The 22,351-nt window shown below is 40.3% G+C and carries 24 protein-coding genes; 10 read left to right on the forward strand and 14 right to left on the reverse strand.

Going from position 1 to position 22,351, the window contains the following annotated elements:
- Positions 1–41: 41 nt before the first annotated feature.
- Both GKR92_07510 and GKR92_07515 read right to left on the reverse strand, forming a co-directional pair.
- A complete protein-coding gene (locus GKR92_07510; GenBank protein QMU61550.1) occupies positions 42–1,451 on the reverse strand; it encodes a dynamin family protein in 1,410 nt (469 codons plus the stop codon).
- 116 nt (positions 1,452–1,567) lie between these two features.
- The gene (locus GKR92_07515) at positions 1,568–2,566 is read right to left on the reverse strand and encodes a hypothetical protein (protein ID QMU61551.1); all 999 of its coding nucleotides are present in this window, start codon (positions 2,564–2,566) and stop codon (positions 1,568–1,570) included.
- Between the two features lies 1 nt (position 2,567).
- On the opposite strand from GKR92_07515, the gene rnd reads away from it, so the two are divergent.
- A complete protein-coding gene (gene rnd / locus GKR92_07520; GenBank protein QMU61552.1) occupies positions 2,568–3,677 on the forward strand; it encodes a ribonuclease D in 1,110 nt (369 codons plus the stop codon).
- 95 nt (positions 3,678–3,772) lie between these two features.
- The gene (locus tag GKR92_07525; GenBank protein QMU61553.1) at positions 3,773–4,012 is read left to right on the forward strand and encodes a BolA/IbaG family iron-sulfur metabolism protein; all 240 of its coding nucleotides are present in this window, start codon (positions 3,773–3,775) and stop codon (positions 4,010–4,012) included.
- Positions 4,013–4,059: 47 nt separating this feature from the next.
- Here GKR92_07525 and GKR92_07530 read toward each other — a convergent pair whose 3' ends face one another.
- Complete coding sequence (locus GKR92_07530; protein QMU61554.1) at positions 4,060–4,440, reverse strand: c-type cytochrome; 381 nt, start codon at positions 4,438–4,440, stop codon at positions 4,060–4,062.
- A 39-nt stretch (positions 4,441–4,479) separates the two neighbouring features.
- Positions 4,480–4,776 carry a cytochrome c gene (locus GKR92_07535; protein ID QMU62741.1) on the reverse strand — a complete coding sequence of 99 codons (297 nt, stop codon included), beginning with the start codon at positions 4,774–4,776 and terminating at the stop codon, positions 4,480–4,482.
- Between the two features lie 198 nt (positions 4,777–4,974).
- On the opposite strand from GKR92_07535, the gene GKR92_07540 reads away from it, so the two are divergent.
- The 3 genes from GKR92_07540 to GKR92_07550 all read left to right on the forward strand — a co-directional run bounded on the left by GKR92_07540 (position 4,975) and on the right by GKR92_07550 (position 8,143).
- Positions 4,975–5,508 (forward strand): hypothetical protein, encoded by a 534-nt coding sequence (locus GKR92_07540; protein ID QMU61555.1) that lies wholly within the window; start codon positions 4,975–4,977, stop codon positions 5,506–5,508.
- 365 nt (positions 5,509–5,873) lie between these two features.
- Positions 5,874–7,148 carry an aminotransferase class I/II-fold pyridoxal phosphate-dependent enzyme gene (locus GKR92_07545; protein QMU61556.1) on the forward strand — a complete coding sequence of 425 codons (1,275 nt, stop codon included), beginning with the start codon at positions 5,874–5,876 and terminating at the stop codon, positions 7,146–7,148.
- Positions 7,148–8,143, forward strand: coding sequence for an alpha/beta fold hydrolase (locus tag GKR92_07550; GenBank protein ID QMU61557.1), 996 nt, complete (start codon positions 7,148–7,150; stop codon positions 8,141–8,143). The genes GKR92_07545 and GKR92_07550 overlap by 1 nt, the downstream gene beginning before the upstream one ends.
- Positions 8,144–8,198: 55 nt before the next feature.
- Here GKR92_07550 and GKR92_07555 read toward each other — a convergent pair whose 3' ends face one another.
- The 6 genes from GKR92_07555 to GKR92_07580 all read right to left on the reverse strand — a co-directional run bounded on the left by GKR92_07555 (position 8,199) and on the right by GKR92_07580 (position 15,825).
- Positions 8,199–10,442 carry a hypothetical protein gene (locus GKR92_07555; GenBank protein ID QMU61558.1) on the reverse strand — a complete coding sequence of 748 codons (2,244 nt, stop codon included), beginning with the start codon at positions 10,440–10,442 and terminating at the stop codon, positions 8,199–8,201.
- Between the two features lie 305 nt (positions 10,443–10,747).
- Positions 10,748–12,877 (reverse strand): transglycosylase SLT domain-containing protein, encoded by a 2,130-nt coding sequence (locus GKR92_07560; protein QMU61559.1) that lies wholly within the window; start codon positions 12,875–12,877, stop codon positions 10,748–10,750.
- A complete protein-coding gene (locus GKR92_07565; GenBank protein QMU61560.1) occupies positions 12,771–13,220 on the reverse strand; it encodes a hypothetical protein in 450 nt (149 codons plus the stop codon). The genes GKR92_07560 and GKR92_07565 overlap by 107 nt, the downstream gene beginning before the upstream one ends.
- Positions 13,221–13,614: 394 nt before the next feature.
- The gene (locus GKR92_07570; protein QMU61561.1) at positions 13,615–14,817 is read right to left on the reverse strand and encodes a hypothetical protein; all 1,203 of its coding nucleotides are present in this window, start codon (positions 14,815–14,817) and stop codon (positions 13,615–13,617) included.
- A 141-nt stretch (positions 14,818–14,958) separates the two neighbouring features.
- Positions 14,959–15,543, reverse strand: coding sequence for a DUF4124 domain-containing protein (locus GKR92_07575; GenBank protein QMU61562.1), 585 nt, complete (start codon positions 15,541–15,543; stop codon positions 14,959–14,961).
- A 57-nt stretch (positions 15,544–15,600) separates the two neighbouring features.
- The gene (locus GKR92_07580; protein QMU61563.1) at positions 15,601–15,825 is read right to left on the reverse strand and encodes a hypothetical protein; all 225 of its coding nucleotides are present in this window, start codon (positions 15,823–15,825) and stop codon (positions 15,601–15,603) included.
- Positions 15,826–15,864: 39 nt separating this feature from the next.
- Between GKR92_07580 and GKR92_07585 the strand changes: the two genes are divergently transcribed.
- The 3 genes from GKR92_07585 (at position 15,865) to GKR92_07595 (ending at position 18,690) form a co-directional block, all read left to right on the forward strand.
- Entirely contained in the window at positions 15,865–16,236 is a 372-nt protein-coding gene (locus GKR92_07585) for a hypothetical protein (protein ID QMU61564.1), read from the forward strand.
- 29 nt (positions 16,237–16,265) lie between these two features.
- Positions 16,266–18,365 carry a prolyl oligopeptidase family serine peptidase gene (locus GKR92_07590; GenBank protein ID QMU61565.1) on the forward strand — a complete coding sequence of 700 codons (2,100 nt, stop codon included), beginning with the start codon at positions 16,266–16,268 and terminating at the stop codon, positions 18,363–18,365.
- Between the two features lie 106 nt (positions 18,366–18,471).
- Positions 18,472–18,690 carry a hypothetical protein gene (locus GKR92_07595; GenBank protein QMU61566.1) on the forward strand — a complete coding sequence of 73 codons (219 nt, stop codon included), beginning with the start codon at positions 18,472–18,474 and terminating at the stop codon, positions 18,688–18,690.
- 28 nt (positions 18,691–18,718) lie between these two features.
- On the opposite strand, the gene pdxH is transcribed toward GKR92_07595, so the two are convergent.
- Both pdxH and msrA read right to left on the reverse strand, forming a co-directional pair.
- Positions 18,719–19,363 carry a pyridoxamine 5'-phosphate oxidase gene (gene pdxH, locus GKR92_07600; GenBank protein QMU61567.1) on the reverse strand — a complete coding sequence of 215 codons (645 nt, stop codon included), beginning with the start codon at positions 19,361–19,363 and terminating at the stop codon, positions 18,719–18,721.
- A 28-nt stretch (positions 19,364–19,391) separates the two neighbouring features.
- A complete protein-coding gene (gene msrA / locus GKR92_07605) occupies positions 19,392–20,030 on the reverse strand; it encodes a peptide-methionine (S)-S-oxide reductase MsrA (protein QMU61568.1) in 639 nt (212 codons plus the stop codon).
- A 136-nt stretch (positions 20,031–20,166) separates the two neighbouring features.
- On the opposite strand from msrA, the gene GKR92_07610 reads away from it, so the two are divergent.
- Together GKR92_07610 and GKR92_07615 are read left to right on the forward strand one after the other, a co-directional pair.
- Complete coding sequence (locus GKR92_07610; protein ID QMU61569.1) at positions 20,167–20,751, forward strand: hypothetical protein; 585 nt, start codon at positions 20,167–20,169, stop codon at positions 20,749–20,751.
- The gene (locus GKR92_07615) at positions 20,735–20,947 is read left to right on the forward strand and encodes a hypothetical protein (protein ID QMU61570.1); all 213 of its coding nucleotides are present in this window, start codon (positions 20,735–20,737) and stop codon (positions 20,945–20,947) included. Before GKR92_07610 ends, GKR92_07615 begins: the two co-directional genes overlap by 17 nt.
- A 263-nt stretch (positions 20,948–21,210) precedes the next feature.
- Here the strand turns inward: GKR92_07615 and GKR92_07620 are convergent, their stop codons facing one another.
- Both GKR92_07620 and GKR92_07625 read right to left on the reverse strand, forming a co-directional pair.
- Positions 21,211–21,699 carry a hypothetical protein gene (locus GKR92_07620; protein ID QMU61571.1) on the reverse strand — a complete coding sequence of 163 codons (489 nt, stop codon included), beginning with the start codon at positions 21,697–21,699 and terminating at the stop codon, positions 21,211–21,213.
- 186 nt (positions 21,700–21,885) lie between these two features.
- Entirely contained in the window at positions 21,886–22,347 is a 462-nt protein-coding gene (locus tag GKR92_07625; GenBank protein QMU61572.1) for a GNAT family N-acetyltransferase, read from the reverse strand.
- Positions 22,348–22,351 lie beyond the last annotated feature (4 nt).

Here is a 22,351-nt window from a genome sequence, read left to right on the forward strand (position 1 = left end):
ATAACTAAGAATATAAATTATAAAAAACTTTTATGTGAGATTTAATTTTCACCCGATGGGTTTGTGTATTCATCGTTCAATTGCTGGACGAATCGATTTGCATCTTCACGAATTTTTATCAGTTTACCGCGCGCATGTTTATTCCACCCGACCACAAATGGCCGCGCTAATGGCTGCCAGCAACGCGTATTGTGTAGAAATGCATTGCGAACGCTTCCAGTCAATTCTTTTTCAGGTAAAGATCTGGCTACCCACTTAGCCGCTAACTTTCTAACGAATTGATGTATGCCAAACAACAATAAAAGCGCCAAAATAATGGCGGTTATCGTTCCTGCATTACCGAAACCATCAAAAGCCGTACCGGTGCCGAAATGTTTAATGAAATAAATTAACATAGCGAAAAAAATGGGTAACAAAATAAATACATCCACCATCAGTACACGCTTTACCCATGTGCGTGTGGCTTCTTGCACTCTTGGAACCAAACTATTTTCAATTTGGTTCGCGGTATTTTCTAATGAACCTATTATGCGATACACGCGCTCTACACTGACTTCAGAAATACGCTGATAAATTTCACCTAAGTCTGCATCGCGTTTACGTTGATAACGGTCACGCAAATTCTTATCTGCTATATGCACCGCTGCATCTTCATTATAGGTAGCGTAAAAACGTCCACTGACTAAACCACCGGATGCCATTGCTCGTTGCCATGCGGCGACTACTTCTTCAGCGTTATCTTCTCCCGCAGTGGTATCAATTTGATTAAGAATAAATAACACTTTATTGGAATCATTGCGGCGCACAGTGCCTGCAACCAAATGCTCTAATGTATCTCTCATTGCTCCTGGCTCAGGATGACGCGCATCAAACAATACTAAAACCAAATCGGATAAGTTAATGATGTGATCGGTAATCCGCAACGTTGAGGTGCGTTGTGCATCGGCATCAAAGCCAGGCGAATCGATAAAAATCTTGCCTTTAATAAGATCCGTTGGGCAGGTTTTAAGTTGTAGATACGTATCTATGCGCGAACCTTCTCCCGCGGATACTTTTTCAATCTCATCGCTGATTTGGTAAAACGGAAAACGTGGATCAGCATCTAGCGCTAAGCCGGGAAGTACTCTAACTTTGTCATCACTGCTGTAACAAATTACAGTGAATTTATCGTCCACCGCTTGATTGCCGGTTTTTTGTAAATCGGTTTGCACAAAGTGATTGATGAAGGTGGACTTACCGGCTGAAAAGGTACCGAGTACTGAGATTAACGGCCACCACGAAATATCGGTGGAATACGATTCTTTATTAGTAAGAATGCCTAGCTTGTATGCGAGCTTATCTAACTCACAAAAATGATCCACCACTTCTACAAGTAGTGGGTTTTCGTTTTTGATATGGCTGCGAAGGCTTTTTATTCTTGCCTTAAGATTGGCATCGGGCCCAGTGAGCATTTAATGTCCTATTAAATGTAGCGATAAAGTTGAGTGGCAGTTATTGTCGCATATAGCGGAACATCTGCAAGCAACTACAGGCATCAATATGCCTTCAACCCCTTATGGAGTCTGTGTTATGGATGTTTTTGCTGCATATTTTTCAATTGTTTTCTAAATTTCTCACAGGGATCTTCATTTGTATGACTAGGCGTGAAATATAAAATATCGTAAATCGCCAACTCATCTTGCAAGTACTCCTGAGGATTATCATTACCTTCCTGTACCGGAATAAACGCAATAGATAAATAAGATGTTTGCTTGAATTTTCTTCGCAGTTGCATAGGCACCGCGTAATCATTTCTTGCATGACCATTGCCCGCAATAAAAACCACAGGAAGTTTTTTGCCCATTAGCGAAGTTGCCATTATACGATCGCGCTGCATTTGTGCTCGCGACATAAAATCTACAAACCCTTGGTTAGCATGACCACAATGAGAATCAATGATATTTTTATTTAAAGTTGTAAAATTATCTTCTGTATAAAAATACTCGCGCAGTACATCGATTTTTTTATCAGTACTTTTTTCATTAGACCAACGATGCAATTCTTCACTACTGATATTACCCGCATATAATTCAAGTTGATGTTGCACGATAGATTGTAATATTGGCGTATACAATTCCCAAGGCCAACCCTCATTTAGCATCCCTGCTAACTCTTGCAACTCATCAGACTTGTTCCATACATGCGGTTGTTCTTGCCATGCTTGTTGTGACAACATTTCCATCACTACGGTTGGTTTTACACCTGAACTTACTAGTGTATTAATAACCTTGGCCTGTAAAAGATGATGATCAGCATTGGTGTGCGCTTCACCTAAAAGTATATAGTCGTAGTACAACAACTCTTGATTAAACTGCTTATTGGTAAGCCATACATTTTTATGGGTATCCCAAATTTTTCCCACTAATATATGGTCTTGAAAAAAAGGTGATTGCCAGTCCTTTGGCCCTTGCTTAGCTGTTACACTGCCCTGGAAAACGAATAACATCAGCAACAAAACATTCAGAAAATGTTTCATATAATGCTTCAGGCAATACTTCCGAAACTTTAGAATCACCAATGTATTCATAATGGAATTTAGAATATTAACCACAACACAAGAGTTAGAGAGGTTCTGCACAGCATGCTACGACGTTGAATGGCTAGCGCTTGATACAGAGTTTATACGTGAAAGGACGTACTATCCAAATTTATGTTTAGTGCAAATTGCCTCGGAACGAGACATTGTTTGCATTGACACCATTGCTATCAAAGACCTCTCCTCGCTTAGAAAGCTGTTATATCTACCATCTATTACTAAAATATTTCATTCCGCAAGCCAAGATCTTGAAATTTTTGTAAACCTTTATGACGAAGTCCCTACTCCTATGTTTGATACTCAGATTGCGGCCAGCTTATTAGGCTATGGCGATCAAGTGAGTTATGCCTATTTGGTAAATGAGATATGTGACGTGGAGCTTGATAAATCTCTCTCTCGTACAAACTGGGAACGCAGACCGTTAACAGGTGATGAAATACGATATGCAGTAGATGATGTTAAATATTTAGCTAAAGTTTATCTGTATTTAAAAGAAGAACTTGCCCAACAGCAACGCAGTCATTGGGCTGAATTTGAATGCAATAATTTATCTGCTTTAGATAAATACAAAGTGGATGCGAGTAAAATTTGGAAAACCGTTAAAGGCGTTGGAAAATTAGAATCCGAACAACTGGTCGTACTCAAGCACCTCGCACAGTGGCGCGAACTTCAAGCCATTGCAGAAAATAAACCTCGCCGCTGGGTTTTAAGTGACAAAGCATTACGCAGTTTAGCTATAGAACAACCTATCGATACAAATTCTCTGCAACATGTAGATGATATCAATCGCGAACATGTTGGATATGTAGATGCACTTTTTGAAGAAATAAGTATAGCCAAAAATATTCCTGAAGCAGAATGGCCTGAAACCAATTTTACTGGCCCACTAAGCAGTGAGCAGCGCAAACTCATCAAGACAGCACAGTCTTTTATTCGTGAGCGAGCTGAAGAGCTAAATATTTCACCAAGCTTATTGGCTACACGCAGTGTGGTTGAAAAACTAATCCGCGGTAAACGAGAATTAGATATCTTATCTAGCTGGAAAAAAGAGCTTATTGGTGATGCGCTTGTAGAACTGATTGAATCCAGCAATCCAATCTAATGCACAAAGCTAATTAATAGGACCTGAATGATATGGCCGGGTGCTATGGCCAATGCGATATAGCATATATAAGCCCTTAATAGATAATTGCCGATATGACTACTGATGAAATTCAAAAATTAATTGAGGCCGGTGTGCCTAACTCACAAGCCATGGTAAGTGGTGGTGAAGGCAAATACGAAGCTATCGTGATTAGCAAGAGCTTTGCTGATTTGAGCATGGTTAAAGAACACCAAATGGTGTACGCCACAGTTAAGCCACAACTCGCAAGCGGCGAGTTACACGCTTTGAGCATTAAGGCCTACACACCGGAAGAATGGGAAAAAATTAAGTAACGAAAACTCTGATTTATTCGCTTAAATACACATCTTCAGAAACAAGTTTAGTGCTTATCTTCGTCATCGATGTCCACTACTGACAAGCCATTCTGACTTGCATAGAACGCAGCAACATTTTTCATCTCTTTTTCACTCAGTGCAGCAACAATTCCTGCCATGATGGGATTTTTACGGTCCCCATTCTTATAAGACATTAGCGCATGAAACATATAATCAGCATGCTGCCCTGCAATGCGTGGGAAATTAGGTGTAGGGCTATTGCCATCTTCACCATGACAAGCAACACATTGCGTTGCTACTTCCGAACCACTTTTAGCTGGCGCTGCATCATGACTTGATTCATGAGATTCTTCTTCTGAAGCGAAACTGGGTTCCGCTGCTATAACAAATAAACCAACCACAACGTATATGAATAATTTTTTCATGATTTATCTTCTATTTTTTAATTGAGAGAAATATATTTATTATTGAAGTGACTGAAAATAGGCACCGATGTCTGCCATATCTTCTTCACTTAAACCTGCTGCTTGTGCTTGCATCGTGCCGTGACTCCGCTCACCTGATTGATACCCTTTAAGCGCGGCAACAATATAGTCAGCGTACTGGCCGCCTAATCTAGGAACATGATAAGTTGGATATACATTTGTATAGCTCGGTACACCGTGGCAACCCAAACAAGTTTCTGATTTCAATTTGCCTTGCTCAATACTTCCCGCTGCAAAACCTGCAGAAGTCGCAAACAAGCCTAAAGCTATAATCAATGATGTGGTGCGTAGAAATAAACGCATAGTTGATTCTCTCCGTAGAAGTTGTGTGGCTAGAAATTGGTCGCTGAGTATACCTAGTTTTCATACAATAGGGATCTCTCCTTTTGGACAAGAGGTAAATCTGGCAGTGGATACGTAAAAGAAACATGGCAATAGATAAAAGTTTATAAATGTCATATAACCGTCATTAAAATGGTGCATTACGAAAATTTAAATTCCGACTCTATTAAAGAGCTGCTGAGCCACTATGGTATACAGATTAATTGCTCTGCACCTGGAGTTGCTATACCTCATAGCTTCTGGGGAACCCCCGAAGCCGGACGCAAAAAAAATCGGTTATATATACGTGCCGATACACCAATCCATTCGATTCTGCATGAATCCTGCCACTACATATGCATGCCTGAAGAGCAACGCTCACTCCCGCATGTTGATGCCAAAGGTTCCGCTATGGAAGAAAATGCGACTTGTTATTTACAGATCTTGTTAGCCGATCATATTGATGGCTACAGTAGCTCCCAGCTGATGAAAGATATGGATGCCTGGGGTTACAGTTTTAGACTTGGCTCAAGCTATGCCTGGTTCACCCAAGACGCTGAAGAAGTACTGCAATGGCTCATAAATCAGCAAATTATTAATTCTCAAAGCATACCGACCTGGAAGCTACGAGATACATATTTTGAATCTCGACCATTAAATGAAACCATACTTAAACCCCACCGTTGAAGGTCTAAGTGCCCCTCTAGCCCATCAAAGATTGACAACGGGCTGAAATATCCATAGCATTTTTAACAGCTGGTTAAATCACTAGCTAATTTAGTCGCTGCTTTAATTCAACAACTTGCAGGGCGACACATAAATACTGCTAAAGCGATGACCGTCCTCAAAGCTTCTAGGTCGAGTCAGCGCCAAATTAATTTGAAGCTGAAGACGGATTCAATGGTTAACACATCCCTTTTCATAATCGTAGCAATAAAGAGTCTACGTTATTGTCATAGAAATTTTCGCTAATACACATTAACGAAACTCACGCTTATAGGGTTAGTCATTAACTTTTAGATTCGCCTCATAAAATTTAGAGGTATTTAAATATGAAAATCGAAACTCAAGCCATTCATAGTGGTTACACTCCAGAACCTACTACCAAAGCGGTTGCAGTACCTATTTATCAAACCACTTCTTACGCGTTTGATAACACGCAACATGGTGCAGATTTATTTGACCTAAAAGTTGAAGGCAATATTTATACACGCATCATGAATCCCACCACGGCAGTGCTGGAACAGCGTGTTGCAGAAATGGAAGGCGGTGTTGGCGCATTGGCATTATCTTCTGGCATGGCCGCTATAACGTATGCAATTTTTGCACTCGCCGAACAAGGCGACAATATTGTTTCCGTATCTACCTTATACGGTGGCACCTATAACTTTTTTGCGCACACCTTACCAAAGCTTGGTATAGAAGTTCGGTTTGTTGATTATCGTGACATGGATGCCATGGACGCCGCGATTGATGACAATACTAAAACAGTATTTTGCGAATCACTAGGCAACCCAGCCGGGAATGTTATCGACTTAGAAGCATTAGTAAAGGTTGCACACAATAAAGGCGTCCCGGTAATGGTGGATAACACTGTGCCCACACCTTACTTATGCAAACCTTTTGATTTTGGCGCGGATATCAGCATTCTCTCGTTAACCAAATACATGGGTGGACATGGAACTTCTATAGGTGGAGTCGTGGTCGATTCAGGAAACTTTCCGTGGGAAAAACATAAAAAACGTTTCGCTGTATTGAATGAACCCGATCCTTCGTATCATGGCGTTATATACACCGAAGCGTTTGGCAAAGCTGCTTATATTGGCCGCGTTCGAGTAGTGCCATTACGCAATATGGGCGCTGCGATCTCCCCCATGAATAGTTTTCAAATATTACAAGGCATTGAAACGCTTGCAGTGCGTATGGACCGGCATTGTGAAAATGCTTTGGCCGTTGCACAATATTTAGATAAGCATGAACTTGTAAACTGGGTCAGCTATGCAGGATTGTCTTCACATACTGATCACAAACTCGCACAAAAATATTTTGGTGGGCGCGCTTCGGGAATATTAAGTTTCGGTATTGAAGGCGGTATTGAGGCAGGCACCAAATTTATTGATGCCCTTAAGCTCATAGTGCGCCTGGTCAATATTGGAGATGCTAAATCACTAGCTTGCCACCCCGCTACCACCACTCACCGTCAGCTTTCTAAAGATGAACAAGCTGCTGCAGGAGTAAGTGAAGATTTAGTAAGACTCTCCATTGGTATTGAGCATATAGACGATATTTTAGAAGATGTTGAGCAAGCTCTGAATAAAGCTAGGTAGTGGCGGAATACAAACCACCTATCATTTACCGCAATGGTCATGCCAATACCATTGCGGCGGCAACTTTCCTTCGCAAAGCCTATGCATTGCGAGTTAGTCATAACTTACGCGAACACAGTGAATCTCTCATATTATCCCTTGAAAATAATGTTCAGTTACAAGGATTATTAACTACACACAAAGACACAAGCCAAACCTCAAACTCATTCTCGGGCCAAAAACCTTTAGTAATGATTCTTCATGGCTGGTTGGGTTGTGCTGATTCCTTATATCTTTTACCTATCGCCAGCAAGTTACACGATCTCGGTTTCAATATATTTCGCCTAAACTTTAGAGACCACGGTGGTACACAACATTTAAATGAAGACCTCTTCCATTCCTGTCGTTTAGATGAAGCATTAAACGCCACTCAAGCGATTCAACAACAAATACCACACTCAAATTTTTATATTGTAGGCTTTTCACTAGGTGGAAATTTTGCGTTACGCATTGGCTCAAAAGCACAAGACAAAAATTTAACGATTGATAAGATCATCTCCATTTGCCCCGTCATGAATGCAACTAATGCTCTAGATGAAACTAATTCTATGTTGAAAATTTATACAGAATATTATCTACAGCGCTGGAAAAATATGTTGAAGGTAAAACATAAGCTATTCCCCGATAATTATGATTTAGCCACCATCAATAAGCAAAGATCACTCACCAACATGACTGAACATTTATTATTAAAATATACAGAATTTAATTCTGTAAAAAGTTACCTAGAAGGCTATTCAATTACGGGTGATTACCTAAATTCTCTATCAGTAGATAGCGATGTATACATAGCTGAAGACGACCCTGTGATTCCTTCTAATGACTGGGAGAATCTACATGCATCTGAATACCTAAATATTCACCGTACTCAGTTTGGAGGCCACTGTGGCTATTTAAACGGATTGTTTAATATGAATTGGATTGACGAACAAGTTATTAAAAACCTACAAACATAAAAAAACCTACTGCATCATGAGACACAGTAGGTTTTAAGGAAGTCCCGGTTATACTTTAAGGAGCCGCTGGGAATACGCTAAAGCCATTTTTCATGTATTTAGCAACAGCAGTGGCACAGGCACCCATGCAATCAACTGGGGTACCGCCACCCATTACACCACCACCGTAATCAACGAACTTCGGCATAACGAAATTGACGTAACCAGTTGTGAGTGTCAAATCATTTACGTCCAAATAAGGAGTAACAGAATCATCCAATCCACCTTCTCCTGTAACACCATGGCAGGTTGCACAGCTTTGGCTGTTGACAATTTTTTCGTATTCAAACTTGCCGAGTAATAATTCCGGATCACCAGCATTAACCGTTACCAGTGCATTCTGAGGTGCAAGGGCAACATTATTTATGCCCGTACAGGCCAAGGTAAAGGTAGTATCAGCCGTCAAGTTATTAACGACTTGGCTGTTTGTTGGCATCACGCCTCTAGCACCTACCCACTCAGCATTAGCAGGTGTCGCACTCGCAGTACAAGTGGCTAAGTCCGTAGCATTCCAGTTCAACGTAACCGGGTCGCCACTATTAACCATTGCGTTATTTGCACTAAAAGTAAGACTTGGTAGAGCAGGATTTACGGTAACTATTACCTGTCCATTCGTTACTAACATGCTCGCGTTAGTGCATGAAAGTGTAAATGTGGTAGTCGCTGTAAGTGGCCCTATTGCTTCACCTGCAGCATTATTTACCGCTTTGTTCGCGTTGTCCCACGCCGCATTTGCTGGCACCGAGGTTGCGCTACACGAAGCCGCATCTGTGGTGGTCCAACTAATCGTACTTGTACCATTATAGTTAACCGTAGTGGGGTTAGCAGTAAAGGTATTTATAACGGGTGCACCAATTTGTGCATCCACTGTGACGTTTGTATTTGCAGTAGCCGGTACAGCATTTGCAGCATTCGTACAGGTAATGCTAAAGGTGTTTACACCCGCAGTCGTGAGGTTCGTTAAGGTTGCACTATCCGAAGCATTTAGCGCTCCTGCCCATTGACCATTGGCAGTTGCCCCACCCGCAGTGCAGGAATCACCATCAGAAGCCCATGTTAAAACTACATCACTACCATAAGGTAAGTTGCCTACTGCATTGGAAGTGAAACTAGCGATGCTCACTTGAACATCATTATCTTGATTAGTCACCATTACATCAGAGGGGTCAACTCCCATATATGCACGATCTGTGCTGGTAGCCGCTACTACAATATTGTAAGCAATCGCACCATCTATAACTGGAGGAGTATCATTCACACCCGTCACGGTAAACAGTTGTGGAGTATTATAGTTACCTGCATTAAACGTATGAGTTGCAGGATTCACTGTGCCTTCCAGCGCATTACTACTGCTAAGACTTACCACCACATCTTGAGCAGGTAAAGTGTTTAGCGCGATTGTAAAACTGTCAGTTCCAGCATCTTCTGTGGTCATTAATCCCATGGTTTGATTGAATACAAATTGACCTTGAGCCACCAGCTCATTATCCATATTGGTTGCGGATATCGCTGGGATGGATAACGCATTGTAATCAGGATCATTACTAATTGTAGTAACGGCAATACTATATGGCGTAGCTGCTAGTGGATCTAACACGTTATCATCAACACCCATTACCGTCACGGTTACAGGAGTTTGCCAATCTGCAGGCAATATAGAATAGCTAGTTTGTACCATGGTCGCTTCACCAGCTAGATTAATGGCGAAATCGATGGTCACTGTGTCGGCAGGCTCTGTAGTTAACGACATTGTAAAACTACTGTTGGCCCCTTCTGTGGTACTAAAGTTTGCAGTACCAGTTAAATTCAAATTCGGTGTTGGTGGATTATTGTTGCCACCCGTATCATAAGTAAGTAAGCCTAGAATAAATCCTTCATGAATAAATGCTGATACATCCGATGCACAAGCACCTACACACGCACCTGGACTATAAGGCGTTTTAGGCATTGCAAAAGTATTGTAATTTGTCAGCGCCGTAACATCATTACAATCCACAAACATACATGATGCAGCACTATTAATTGGGTTTGAAGCGCTTGGTGTGCCTTGACCTTGTGCACCGTGACAAGATGAACAAGCTTGTGTAGCACCATTATAAAGAGCATAACCACGCACAGCTTCTGCTGATAATTGTGAAAGATTTGCAACAGGGCCATTCGACATTGTGCCTGTGCTTTCGCCAGATGACGACCCGCCACATGCGCTTAAACCAAACGATATGATCGCTATTACAGCGATACTTTTTATAATACCTTTCATTGTTCCAACTCCAATTGAAATCAATTTATTTATTACTTACAGCTAAACCGAAAAATCCTATTTTCCATTTAATGCAAGTGCTTAATGTAATTAGAAATAATTTTACTTTCGCAAAGCTTTCTCTTACATAAAATCAATAATATAAGACCAAACATTCATGATCTAATATGCAATGCCTATGATAGTGGCCTCAAAGAATATTTAATAATTTATAACAGACCACTGATCCGTTAATTTTGCCCATTTGTCATGATTAAAACTTCAGAAAAATGTGAACTAGAATTTTACTATGAAAATTCAGTGAATTATGATTTGGGTGAAGGCGGAATTGGTTGTAAATGCACACTTAAGCGCGTGGGTGTTTGGTCTAGTTTCCATTCAAACATCGCTGTATACGCTAATATTGCGCGCACATACTCACGTGTCTCGGTGAATGGAATCGTGTCTACCCAAACATCTGCAGGTAATTCGTTTTTCTCTGGCAACCAAGCGTTGACGCGATGAGGGCCGGCATTATAAGCAGCAGAGGCTAAAGCTCGGTGGCCATTAAACTTTTTCAGCATATCTCTTATATATTTACTTCCAAGATTGATATTCAAGCCAGGGGTGTTCAAATCATAGCGACTTGGAGCCTTGATCTTTAATTGTCTAGATACCTGTTTAGCAGTGGCTGGCATAAGTTGCATGAGTCCACGCGCACCCACTGGAGACCTAGCTTGCGGATTAAATGCACTTTCTCGGCGAATAATTCCGAAAATAAAAGCAGGCTCAAGACTTCTTTTAGTCGAGTATTTATTTACTTGAGTCGTAAATGGAGTGGGAAAACGAATACCCAGGTCATCAAAATATTCGCCCTTAGCAATGGTGCGAATTGCATAATCATGCCAGCCCCATTGATGTGCCAAAGACGCAGAAATTTGATATTGCCGAGGAGAATAATTTTGCGTTGCATGATTCCATTCTCTACGCGCATCCGTTAATTGATTCACTAATAACAACTCTCTTGCGCGAACGATGCTTGGCGTTTGCTCTATTTTCTCTAGCTCCTGAACATTGTACTGCACCGGCTCATCCACGATATTGTATGGAACCGAAAGTTTATCTGCCGCTAAAAAACCGTAGTAGCTTCGCTCATTAGCAATTTTTTCATATATTAATTTTGCCTCTAACTGCAAACCTTTTTCTGAAAATGCGCGTGCTTTCCAATATTGCCATTGCGGCTCAGCCTTCTCTACTTCATTTAACATCGCGATACCACGTAGCACCAAATCCCAATCAAGACTGCGCAAAGCAGAACGCGCGCGCCACATACCTGTGGAAGGATCAACTAGATCTTTAGGCAGCTGATACATCCAAGCAGTCGCCCGTTCATCGTGTCTATATGCTGCCCGCAATGCCAAATTTCGTTCAACCTCATCATGCAAATCTGAACCAAACGCATAGTCTTCTTGAATATCCAACCATACATTATGCGCTGACGTTAAATCTTTCCTGGCTAAACGTTTAAGACCATGGCGAACTATTTGACGATTAAGGTGATTATCTTTTAGTAAAGATTTACTACGAATTTTATTTTTGGGACTGCTATGAACCTCAAGCCAAACCTTTGCGGTAGACTGTTCACTGGTCGGTAATTTTTTAGCCACATACTTTGCTAAACCTGGCCGATTCTTATCCATAGCCAAATAGAATCGTTCCCAAACTTGTTCGGTAGTTAAATAACCTTGATCCTCATACCACTTAAATAACGGATCACATTGTGTTGGCTGCGATTTTCCAATCAGCCATAAATCACGAACTTGATTCAAAAATTGTTGTTTATTTTCTTCAAACTGGTGATTGCGAATTTTTGTATTCAAATAATAGCATTGCAGACTTGCAGATTGTTCGTCTTGGTAATATTTAAGGAAACTTTCTGAACGACCTTTTCTTTGTAGCTGTGACAACCAAGCCAATCGTAATCTTCTAGCTAAAGGTCCATCACTATATGCCGTTATGTACGCATCTATCTCCTCATCATTTGACCTCGAAAGTCGCGTACGCAACTCGTTATAAACTAAATATTGATAGAGAGGATATTCTGTTAGTTGCGTAAGATATTTATTGTATTGATTGATTTGTTTTTTGTTTAGTGCAGCACGAGCTTTATTATATAATTCTCGTTCATGAGACCATTCAGTATCTGCATGAGCTATACCGAATAACAAACACGACAGTAGGACACTGCCCGATAAACAAGTTAGCGAAAAGTGGCTTGAAAATGGATTGGGTTTAAGAAAAAATCTACACAGCGAGAATAAACACTGTGCAGAATTTTTAGAATAGTATTTAGAACGAAGTGGCTTCTTCGAAAGATTTATTGAGCTCTTCTTGAGATTTATTTGAGGCAATTTCAGCACTTTTCGAATCTGATTGGTCAACCAGACCAGTTCCATCGTGTATCTTCATTGTACCGTCGATCATCGCACCTTGCGCAACCGATACACTGGTACCACTCACATTGCCGAAGATTCTAGCACTTCCTGTGATTTCTAGCTTGCCGCGAGCGAATACATCGCCTTTCACCGTGCCACCAATAGTAATATCGTCGGTATGAATATCGCCTTCCCAAACAGCTGTCGAAACAAGCTCCACTAAACCATCAATTTCGCCATTACCTTTAACTGTGCCGCTGATTATTATAGAACCAGTGCCTTTTACATCACCCTCTATAATGAAATCTTTACCAACTATTGTGCCTGGTGTTGATACCTTGTCACGTAATTTTCGCATACCCATATGGTGCCTCCACGCATATATAAGTGTTTATATAGTATACCCATGCTAACGGCTGCATGTACTGTGCAGGCCTTTCATCCCGACTGAAGAGTAAGATTATGCTATGAACTGACAATTTGCTTAAAATTCGCAAACTATGGATACAGTTAAGAATTTTATTGAGGCGCTGTTTAACGCTCCTCACTATTCATATGGGTGGCTAGTATTGGCTGCATTAGCGATTTTACCAGCAATTGTAAGCGGCAATCTTATACAGCAAGACCTATCTAATTATATAAGCGGTAAAAGTGAGTTTAATCAAATAACAAAACCTTTGTTATTAAACCTAATCATTTTTATTATTTGTACTTGCATATTAGCGTACGCGTTTTACTTGTATGCATGGATATAAACACTACATCTTTTGTATGACTTTGAATACAGTAGCTTGTTGTTCGCGCTCTTCAACTAACTTTGCCTCTTGAATAGAAGAATAGTGACTAATTTCCACGTTGTTCTCAATCTTTGATGCAACAATGGACGAATACGTACTTAGAGCACCTAAATTTTCTAGTTTTTGATGCAGCCCAGCTTCACTAGACTTATGCCAAGCAGAGGGCATAACATCATGCACAATTAACAATCCATTCGTATTGAGATTTCCCCAAGCTTTATCGATCAATGCTTCCTGTTGTGATTGGTTTAATCCCGATAGTGCGTGAATCAAACAAATCACATCAGAATTATTATTAAATTCGATACTATCCCTATCTCCCATCTTCACATCATGCTGATCTCCAGTATGCGGAGCAAAATAACTGGCAAAACTTTTCGCAACGGCTTCTTCAGTTTGAGTTATATGTACCGTACTGCCCCCCTCAACATTAATATAGCTACTTAACAATAAATCGGTAACTAACAAACCATAATCGTTGCTGACACAATTCACCTTTACAGGTGCTTTTACTCCAAAGGTATCTAATATAATTCGCTCTATAACTGAATTGTGCGTGTAATTTGCCCATACTCTTGTGGCAATTTCAGCAAATGCCTCAGCCAAACCATCACGATTTCCCGCTTCTAATAGTTTTCCTAGGGCAAGATTTGCACGCTGTTGATAAAACCACTGCGCGGTACTTGCAATCGGATCAGGCCATTTACGACCTACACTTAAAGACATCACGCCATCATTTTCTGCACGCACATTACTGAAACCTGTCCAACGCTCGCGACTTAAGAAAATATTCTCTAAAAAACTACGCGACCAATGGCCTTTTTCCTGAGCCTGCCCCTCAGGATAAACAGGTAAAATTATGACCCCACCTGGCTTAACCACTTTTAATAGCTCCAACAAAAATGACGCGCCCCAATTACTTGCAAACAAAGGAATACTGATGCCGATATACACTCTGTCAAAAAGATTAGGCAATGTTGGGTAAAAAAAATTGCCCACTTTGTCATCTTCTAAACTCACGCTTAAATGAGTTGAAGTTGGCGTCATACTGTAAATATTATCGTCAGGGCGTATCTGGTTATTCTTATCACGCTCGCCTGAAAAGTAATACTCTAAATCTTCAGTGATAAATTCTTCAGTTAAATGAAATGCTGCATCCGCCATAGCTAGTTATTCTTATAAATTTGGTTGGATAGAATAAAATCGAGGATGAATTCTGCTCAAGCAGAGCCCGGGTTGCAAGACAATGCAGTAAATTAATAAAATATTTAATTCGCGAATGCGAATAAATTGCGGTATTTCGCCCTAACGAATGGTTAGAGTAATACCTGACCTTGCTGGTCTTGAATAACCATTACGTGGCAATCTACAATTTGATCGAGAATATCTATCCGTAAATCTACTTGAATAAGCACCACCGCGCTTTCTACCAGCATAGTGATTATTTTGATTATGGTATTTATACCCATTACCACGATGACCAAAATAAGCTGGATAGTAGGCATTTCCAGGCCGATATTCTTCAGCCTGATTAAGATATACAACTTGCGGCACCACCGGTTGTTGGGCTGCTTTCTGTTTAGCTTTTTCTAGCTGTAATTGCTTGCGCTCTAAACGCTCCTCTTTCATTCTAGCCCACTGATTGGTGACCGAATAATAATTCTCTTGGTAAGCCGTACTCTGGTAATCCCTACTGGCAGAATTGCTGTACACATTTGATACATCTATTTGCTTGACGGTGTTCAAGGTATTTTCAGGCAACTGATCTGAATAATGCGTAACCCCTTGCGCATCCACCCATTTATGCACAGCACCTGCATACACCGGCAACGTTACTACACAAAACAATAACGTTATAAGTATTGGGGAATTACGCTTACTTATATACATAATATTAAGACTCTAACGCTAAGTCTTAGTTCTGTCATGTTATCGCTTATAAAACCGCTAATCTTCAACTTTTTGCCAGCCACTTAAGTCTTTAGGAGCAGTATGTTCTTCTAATAAATCCCAGGTAGTATAACCCGATTGCTGCTCATACACTGCGAGTGCCGCTTCTTCAGGGGTATGGAAAGTCAATGTGGGCATATTGTCCACCCACAAGTCCCACAATCCTAGCGGTTCAATTTGTATTTCAAATGTTGATACGTCGGTTTCTAACTTATACTTCATGCATTCATTATAACTCAGAATATTTCTATTAGGTTTTTTGTGTCTACAGCAAACTTTTTTTTTCATGGATTATTTCCAGACCACATCGAAGCCAATGAAGGTAGCGGCAAGCAAGTTTGCAAAGTGTTATTTGATGTAGACTTCGAAGGTGAATTTCATTCTCACTTGTTAGCAGACTTATGGCCTGTTGACGAAGAAGAATGGGAAGCAGACGGTAGACCCATCTATGAAGTACGCTATGAACTGCCCTTCGATTGTGATGATTTTTCTAAAATGGTTGTACAATACTATCAACAAGTCATGGGGCCACAATCCACTACGATCAGTCACAGCGGACCCAAGGGGCCCATTCCCAATCGCAACGTGTACCGTGTGCAGTGGCAAGTAGCATTACCAGCCTCTAAAAAATAAATAATCACCACTAAAAAGGTTCTAACTTGATGGCTGCTAAAGCTCTTCCTCCTATTGCGGATAAGAAAAAAACTGAAATCATCCAGCACGACTACTCTCGCACAGATGACTATGCCTGGCTAAAAGATGAAAACTGGCAGCAGGTGATCCAAACACCAGACGTGCTAGCAAAAGAAATTAGAGATTACCTTGAAGCGGAAAATGCATACTTAGAAGAATCCCTAGGTGACACCAAGCCATTACAGGAAACGTTATTCGCTGAATTACGCGCACGCATTAAAGAAGATGACAGCACCGTGCCCGATAAAGATGGCGATTACTTTTATTATGATCGTTACGAAGAAAATCAGCAGTACCCAATTTATTGCCGTTATCACAAAGACTCTCCTGAGCAAGAAGAGATCTTGTTAAATGCAAATGAAGCCGCAAAAGACCACAAGTATTTTGATATAGGAGATGCGGGCCATAGCCCCGATCATAAATATTTCTCTTACAGCGCCGACACCAAAGGGTCTGAGTTTTATACGCTTTATACCCTTGAGCTGGCAACCGGTAAGCTACTTAATGATGAAATAAGTAATATTCAAAGTGTTTTCGTATGGGCCATGGACAGCTGCACTATTTTCTACACCACTTTGGATGACAGCCATCGTCCTGACAAAGTTATTCGACATACCTTAGGTACAGATACAGAAAATGACGAAATTATTTACCAAGAAGATGATCCTGGCTTTTTTGTTTCACTAGATATCACTGAATCTAATAATTTTATTTTAATTTCAGCACATGACCATGTAACCAGTGAAATATATACCATCGATGCACACCAGCCCACACAAGCTGCGCTATGTTTTTCCAAAAGACAAACCGGTGTTGAATATGAAATCTCAGAACGTAATGGTATTTTTTATATTGTTACCAATAAAGATGGCGCTGCAGACTATAAGATTATGCAAACTGACTTGCAGCACTCTGAACAAATTAATTGGCAAGATACGTACACACCTCCTAAAGGCACTCTATTAAGAGGCATTTATATATTTAAGGAGTTTTTAATTCGATCAGAACGGATAAATGGCCTACCACGCATTGTAGTGGTTGGTTTCCAAAATGATAATTTTTCAGAAGAACATTGTATTGAATTTAATGAAGAAGCTTATGAGCTAAATATTATGGGTGGCTTTGAGTTCGATACTCACATATTACGACTCTCTTACACTTCAATGACAACTCCTACACAAATTTTTGACTATGAGATGTCGACACGTCAGCGCGAGCTCATTAAACAGCAAGAGGTGCCGAGTGGACATCAAGCCACGGACTATACAACTCGTAGATTATTTGCCGCCACCGCAGATGGTGAAACTGTTCCCATCTCTTTACTTTACAAAAACACAACACCTTTAGATGGCAGTGCACCAATGTTGTTATACGCATATGGTTCCTACGGCAGCACAATGCCTGCTAGTTTTTCAACTAATCGCTTTAGTTTGGTAAATCGCGGGTTTATATATGCGATCGCCCATGTACGTGGCGGCATGGAAAAAGGATATGCCTGGTACGATGGTGGAAAATTGGAAAACAAAACCAATACTTTTAGTGACTACATCACATGCGCCAACCACCTTATTGAAAATAATTATACTCAAACAGGAAAAATAGTCGTTCATGGTGGATCTGCAGGCGGTATGCTGGTTGGAGCTACGCTTAATATGCAGCCTGAATTATTTCATGCCGCAATTGCTGATGTTCCCTTCGTTGACGTCCTCAATACTATGAGTGATGCGAATTTACCTCTCACCCCTCCAGAATGGCCCGAGTGGGGAAACCCAATAAATAATGAATCTGATTATTTAAATATTTCACAATATTCCCCTTACGAAAACGTTGCTAAGCAGAATTACCCGCATATGTTAGTTACTGCAGGACTAACCGACCCACGTGTAACCTATTGGGAGCCGGCAAAATGGGTGGCAAAACTACGCGCACTGAAAACAGATAATAATATACTAGTATTAAAAATGAATATGGGTGCCGGACATGCAGGTGCTTCAGGACGTTTTGACTATCTTAAAGAAGTGGCATTAATGTACGCCTTCTTACTTAAAGTCTTCGGCATGGCAAGCTAAGTGGTTTTATAGTATCTTTACAATTCAAATTTGATACTACGCCAAACGAATGACGTAGTTGTAAGACAAAAATTTGCCGCACGCATTTACATAGATGGAATATAAAATGGTTGCTGAAAATCTCATACGCCGCGATAGCGATTCTGATTACATTATTGCCTGGAAGCTTAAATACGATTTTGAAACAGGCAAAATGAAAGACAACACCATGACCTATGGTGAAGCTAAAGAAAAGTGCGCTGAGTTAAATGAGAAAAATCCTGAAAAAACTTTTTGGCCAGAAAAAGTTAAAGCAGCCCCAGAATGGCATATTTTATATGAGTAGACTCTACAGTTAAGCCAGAATCATTCCACTAAGGTGAAAGTCGATCTATTTTCCATTCACCAGAATCCGTCTTAGCATAACGAAGTCTATCGTGTAAGCGATTAGGCCTTCCCTGCCAAAATTCAAATAGCTCTGGCACAACCCTGTAACCGCCCCAAAAACTTGGATAAGGCACTTCTTGATCACCAAATTCTTGCTCCAAACGCTGATATTCTTTTTCGATAGCACCGTAACTCTCAATCACTGAACTTTGCCTAGAAGCAAGCGCCCCAATCTGACTACCCTTGGGACGTGAATGAAAGTATTCCTCAGACTCACTCGCTGAAATTTTTTCAACCCGACCTTGAATACGCACCTGGCGATACATCTTATCCCACCAAAAATTCAACGCAGCCATCTTTATGCTATCCAAATCTTGCGCTTTATTACTTGCATAATTAGTAAAGAACACAAACCCAACTTCATCAAATGCCTTTAACAACACCATACGAGACGAAATTGTTCCATATTTATCAGCAGTAGCCAGATTCATGGCATTTGGTTCTACAAATTCCGCATCACGAGCTTCATCAAACCAAACTTTAAATTGTGAAAATGGGTTTTTACTTGAGTGTTTTTTTTCTAACATTATGGTTTGATAATTCTTCCGTAGCTGATGAATTTCCTTGCTCATTTATATTATTCACTTCTTTTTTTCTAAACTAATCTTGATTTAATAAAGCGCCAGTACCGCCTAATCCGCAATAGCCCCCAGGATTTTTTGCCAAGTACTGTTGATGATAATCTTCAGCATAATAGAATTCAGGCGCCTCTATAATTTCTGTTGTAATCACCCCATACCCCTGCTTAGACAAGGCTTGCTGATATGCCTGCTGGGTTCGTTCTGCTATCTCTTGTTGCTCTTCGCTATAGGTATAAATACCAGAGCGATACTGCGTGCCGACATCATTACCCTGCTGCATTCCTTGAGTCGGGTTATGCGACTCCCAAAATACCTTGAGTAGATTCTCATAACTCATAAATTTTGGATTAAACATCACACGCACCATCTCATTATGGCCGGTTAAACCCGTGCATACCTCTTCGTACGTAGCATTTGGAGTAAACCCACCTGCATAACCCACCGCGGTGGAATACACACCAACCAGCTGCCAGAACTTACGCTCGGCTCCCCAAAAACAACCCAAACCAAACATCGCCATATCCAACTCATCTGGAAATGGTGGCACGATTGTATTTTCATTTACGTAATGCAGTTTACTTACTTGTATTGCTTCTGCTCTGCCAGGCAACGCATCTTGAGGTGAAGGCATTAAGGTCTTTTTATTTGCAAACAACATATTTAATTCAATGAGTTAATCAAGCCATCTCTATTACAAAATCTAGTGTAACGCGAACTGTCAACCAATTCACAACTTGCGCGTTACTGAACCTACACAAAGCATTTTTAAATTGAGTTATATAGGGAGAATTATTATGTTTCATTTAAATAAAAAAAGCATGCTGGCTTTTAGGGCCAGCAATAAATTATGCGCGGCACTATTGGCTACCTTAATGACATTGCCTTTTACCTCTAACGCTGATGACACCGAGGTGGCTGGTACGCGCGCAGAAAAGGCATTTGAATATTTTGACAAAGACGGTAACGGCATGCTCAATGAGAGCGAGAAAGCCTTAGCACGCCGTGCACATAATGTTATCGATTATAACGATGACGGCGCCATTAACCGTGCTGAATTTCATCGTGCTAGAAGAGTGCATAATGCCGCTGACTATAATAACGATGGTGAAATTGGTCCACGTGAAGCAAACCGTGCAAAACGCTTCCATGAAGCTGCAGATTACAATGACGATGGGAAAGTCTCACGAAAAGAATATAAACGGGCCGGAAAGATTCATAATGCTGCCGACAAAAATAACGATGGCAAAATAGGACCAAGAGAATATAAACACGCAAAGAAAAAGCATGATCGAATCGATGTTAACGATGATGGAAAAGTAAGCAAAAGAGAATACAAGCACGCCAAGCGTCATAAGAAGCATCATGACAAACGCAACTAATGAGCACATGGATGCACGCTTAAGAGTCGCACCAAGGAAGGTGCGCTCTATTTTGCTGTGTACATCCATTCCAGAAACGAGCAACCATTTAAACTGGTGTGTGGAAGATCACATTTATAACAACCTATTTGCCGCTCAGGGTGTAAGTCAAACCTCTTGTTCCGTCTTCCATTTTATTCATGGAGGTAAAGCCTAATATTTACGCACATCTAATCGTTGGGTTTAGAATATGTTACATACAGATAAAAACTCTCAGACCACCAAGACTGAGAGCACTCAAATTAATCGAAGAAAAAATTCAGATCGCAGAAAATCTGATGAAGAAATTCGTTTTCCTTTCGTAGATGATGATAGCAAGCTTGTTATGAAAGAAAGAAGGAAATCAAGTCGAAGAACTACAAACTCTAAGATAATCAACAACCCGTTAAAAGCAGTTTCTAAGCTTTTCAAGAAATAGACTTACGGAATAAAGACACATTCAATTCCAACTTGTTTGTCATTAGCGACCAGCTCATAAACAGGATAAGTTCCATCACCATCACCTGATTTTACATATACTAATTTTTCATTATTAAATAAAATTTCACCTGAAAAATTAAGAGTTAACTCATCATCTAACTCCATCATGGTCCATTCCTCGTACGACTCAAAGTCCTCTTTGATACTAGCTAAAAACAACTCGTAGTCAATGAAACCCACAAAAGCGTGATCGATTTCAACTGCGCCAATCTCATTACCAAGTTTTGGATCTGAATCAACTTTCCTCATCCTTACACGATGCGCATGAAATGGAACTGGAACGTAAATTTCTAATATGTATTCACCAGGCTCGCAGGTAATCGAAGGTCCTTCTGGTGTAATTTCATTATTGCTGAGCATCACCATTGCATCTTTAATGGCAAGTGTTTTTCCTTTAACTTCGATTCTAGTTACTTCATTCCATTTCATAGCAGTTCATAAATTTTGGGATTCTATTACAACATTACATAACTGCCTTAGGTCGTTAGCAGTGATTAAACTTCAACAATTTCTGATTTCAAACTAGTTACGAATGCGGCGATTTCTTCACATTCTTGCTGCGGCACACTTATCAAATTAATATTCATAATATCTGTTCAGAATCGAAAACAGTTTTTAACCAGGCACCCTTGTATACACCCACCTATCTTCATTTTCTCGATAGTAACCTTTAACTAATTCCTTCTCAGAAAATCCCATTCTTTCTGCTAAGCATTGCATGGCCATATTATTCGTATCTGTTGTTAATTGAACTGAAATTTTATTTTCATCATATTTTTCACATAGTACTTTCAGCAGTTTTCTACCAACACCTTGGCCGGTATAACTTTTTGCCAAAAATACTTTATGTAAAAAATGAAATTTAGGTCGTGTAGATGCAAATGAAAGTGCAACCCCTGCTATTTCTTGATTCTGTTTTGCCACACAAACATAACCATGCTCCACCCAATGCCTCCACACATGCTCGCCATCAGGAATAAATTCCGAATTTCTATTATGCAACCAGGAGATTCTATCTAACTCTGCTATTTCTAGAAAATCGTTAATAGCTGCCCAACTCACTACAAGATCAGACATCACT

The sequence above is a fragment of the Gammaproteobacteria bacterium genome (assembly GCA_014075255.1).
Lineage (GTDB): Bacteria > Pseudomonadota > Gammaproteobacteria > UBA4575 > UBA4575 > JABDMD01.

Excerpts from the sequence above, each read along its gene's own strand:
- GKR92_07510 (QMU61550.1), bottom strand. The coding sequence starts at position 1,451 with ATGCTCACTGGGCCCGATGCCAATCTTAAGGCAAGAATAAAAAGCCTT.
- GKR92_07515 (QMU61551.1), bottom strand. The coding sequence starts at position 2,566 with ATGAATACATTGGTGATTCTAAAGTTTCGGAAGTATTGCCTGAAGCAT.
- rnd (QMU61552.1), top strand. The coding sequence starts at position 2,568 with ATGGAATTTAGAATATTAACCACAACACAAGAGTTAGAGAGGTTCTGC.
- GKR92_07525 (QMU61553.1), top strand. The coding sequence starts at position 3,773 with ATGACTACTGATGAAATTCAAAAATTAATTGAGGCCGGTGTGCCTAAC.
- GKR92_07530 (QMU61554.1), bottom strand. The coding sequence starts at position 4,440 with ATGAAAAAATTATTCATATACGTTGTGGTTGGTTTATTTGTTATAGCA.
- GKR92_07540 (QMU61555.1), top strand. The coding sequence starts at position 4,975 with ATGGTGCATTACGAAAATTTAAATTCCGACTCTATTAAAGAGCTGCTG.
- GKR92_07545 (QMU61556.1), top strand. The coding sequence starts at position 5,874 with ATGAAAATCGAAACTCAAGCCATTCATAGTGGTTACACTCCAGAACCT.
- GKR92_07555 (QMU61558.1), bottom strand. The coding sequence starts at position 10,442 with ATGAAAGGTATTATAAAAAGTATCGCTGTAATAGCGATCATATCGTTT.
- GKR92_07560 (QMU61559.1), bottom strand. The coding sequence starts at position 12,877 with ATGGAACTGGTCTGGTTGACCAATCAGATTCGAAAAGTGCTGAAATTG.
- GKR92_07565 (QMU61560.1), bottom strand. The coding sequence starts at position 13,220 with ATGGGTATGCGAAAATTACGTGACAAGGTATCAACACCAGGCACAATA.
- GKR92_07570 (QMU61561.1), bottom strand. The coding sequence starts at position 14,817 with ATGGCGGATGCAGCATTTCATTTAACTGAAGAATTTATCACTGAAGAT.
- GKR92_07575 (QMU61562.1), bottom strand. The coding sequence starts at position 15,543 with ATGTATATAAGTAAGCGTAATTCCCCAATACTTATAACGTTATTGTTT.
- GKR92_07580 (QMU61563.1), bottom strand. The coding sequence starts at position 15,825 with ATGAAGTATAAGTTAGAAACCGACGTATCAACATTTGAAATACAAATT.
- GKR92_07590 (QMU61565.1), top strand. The coding sequence starts at position 16,266 with ATGGCTGCTAAAGCTCTTCCTCCTATTGCGGATAAGAAAAAAACTGAA.
- GKR92_07595 (QMU61566.1), top strand. The coding sequence starts at position 18,472 with ATGGTTGCTGAAAATCTCATACGCCGCGATAGCGATTCTGATTACATT.
- pdxH (QMU61567.1), bottom strand. The coding sequence starts at position 19,363 with ATGAGCAAGGAAATTCATCAGCTACGGAAGAATTATCAAACCATAATG.
- msrA (QMU61568.1), bottom strand. The coding sequence starts at position 20,030 with ATGTTGTTTGCAAATAAAAAGACCTTAATGCCTTCACCTCAAGATGCG.
- GKR92_07610 (QMU61569.1), top strand. The coding sequence starts at position 20,167 with ATGTTTCATTTAAATAAAAAAAGCATGCTGGCTTTTAGGGCCAGCAAT.
- GKR92_07615 (QMU61570.1), top strand. The coding sequence starts at position 20,735 with ATGACAAACGCAACTAATGAGCACATGGATGCACGCTTAAGAGTCGCA.
- GKR92_07620 (QMU61571.1), bottom strand. The coding sequence starts at position 21,699 with ATGAAATGGAATGAAGTAACTAGAATCGAAGTTAAAGGAAAAACACTT.
- GKR92_07625 (QMU61572.1), bottom strand. The coding sequence starts at position 22,347 with ATGTCTGATCTTGTAGTGAGTTGGGCAGCTATTAACGATTTTCTAGAA.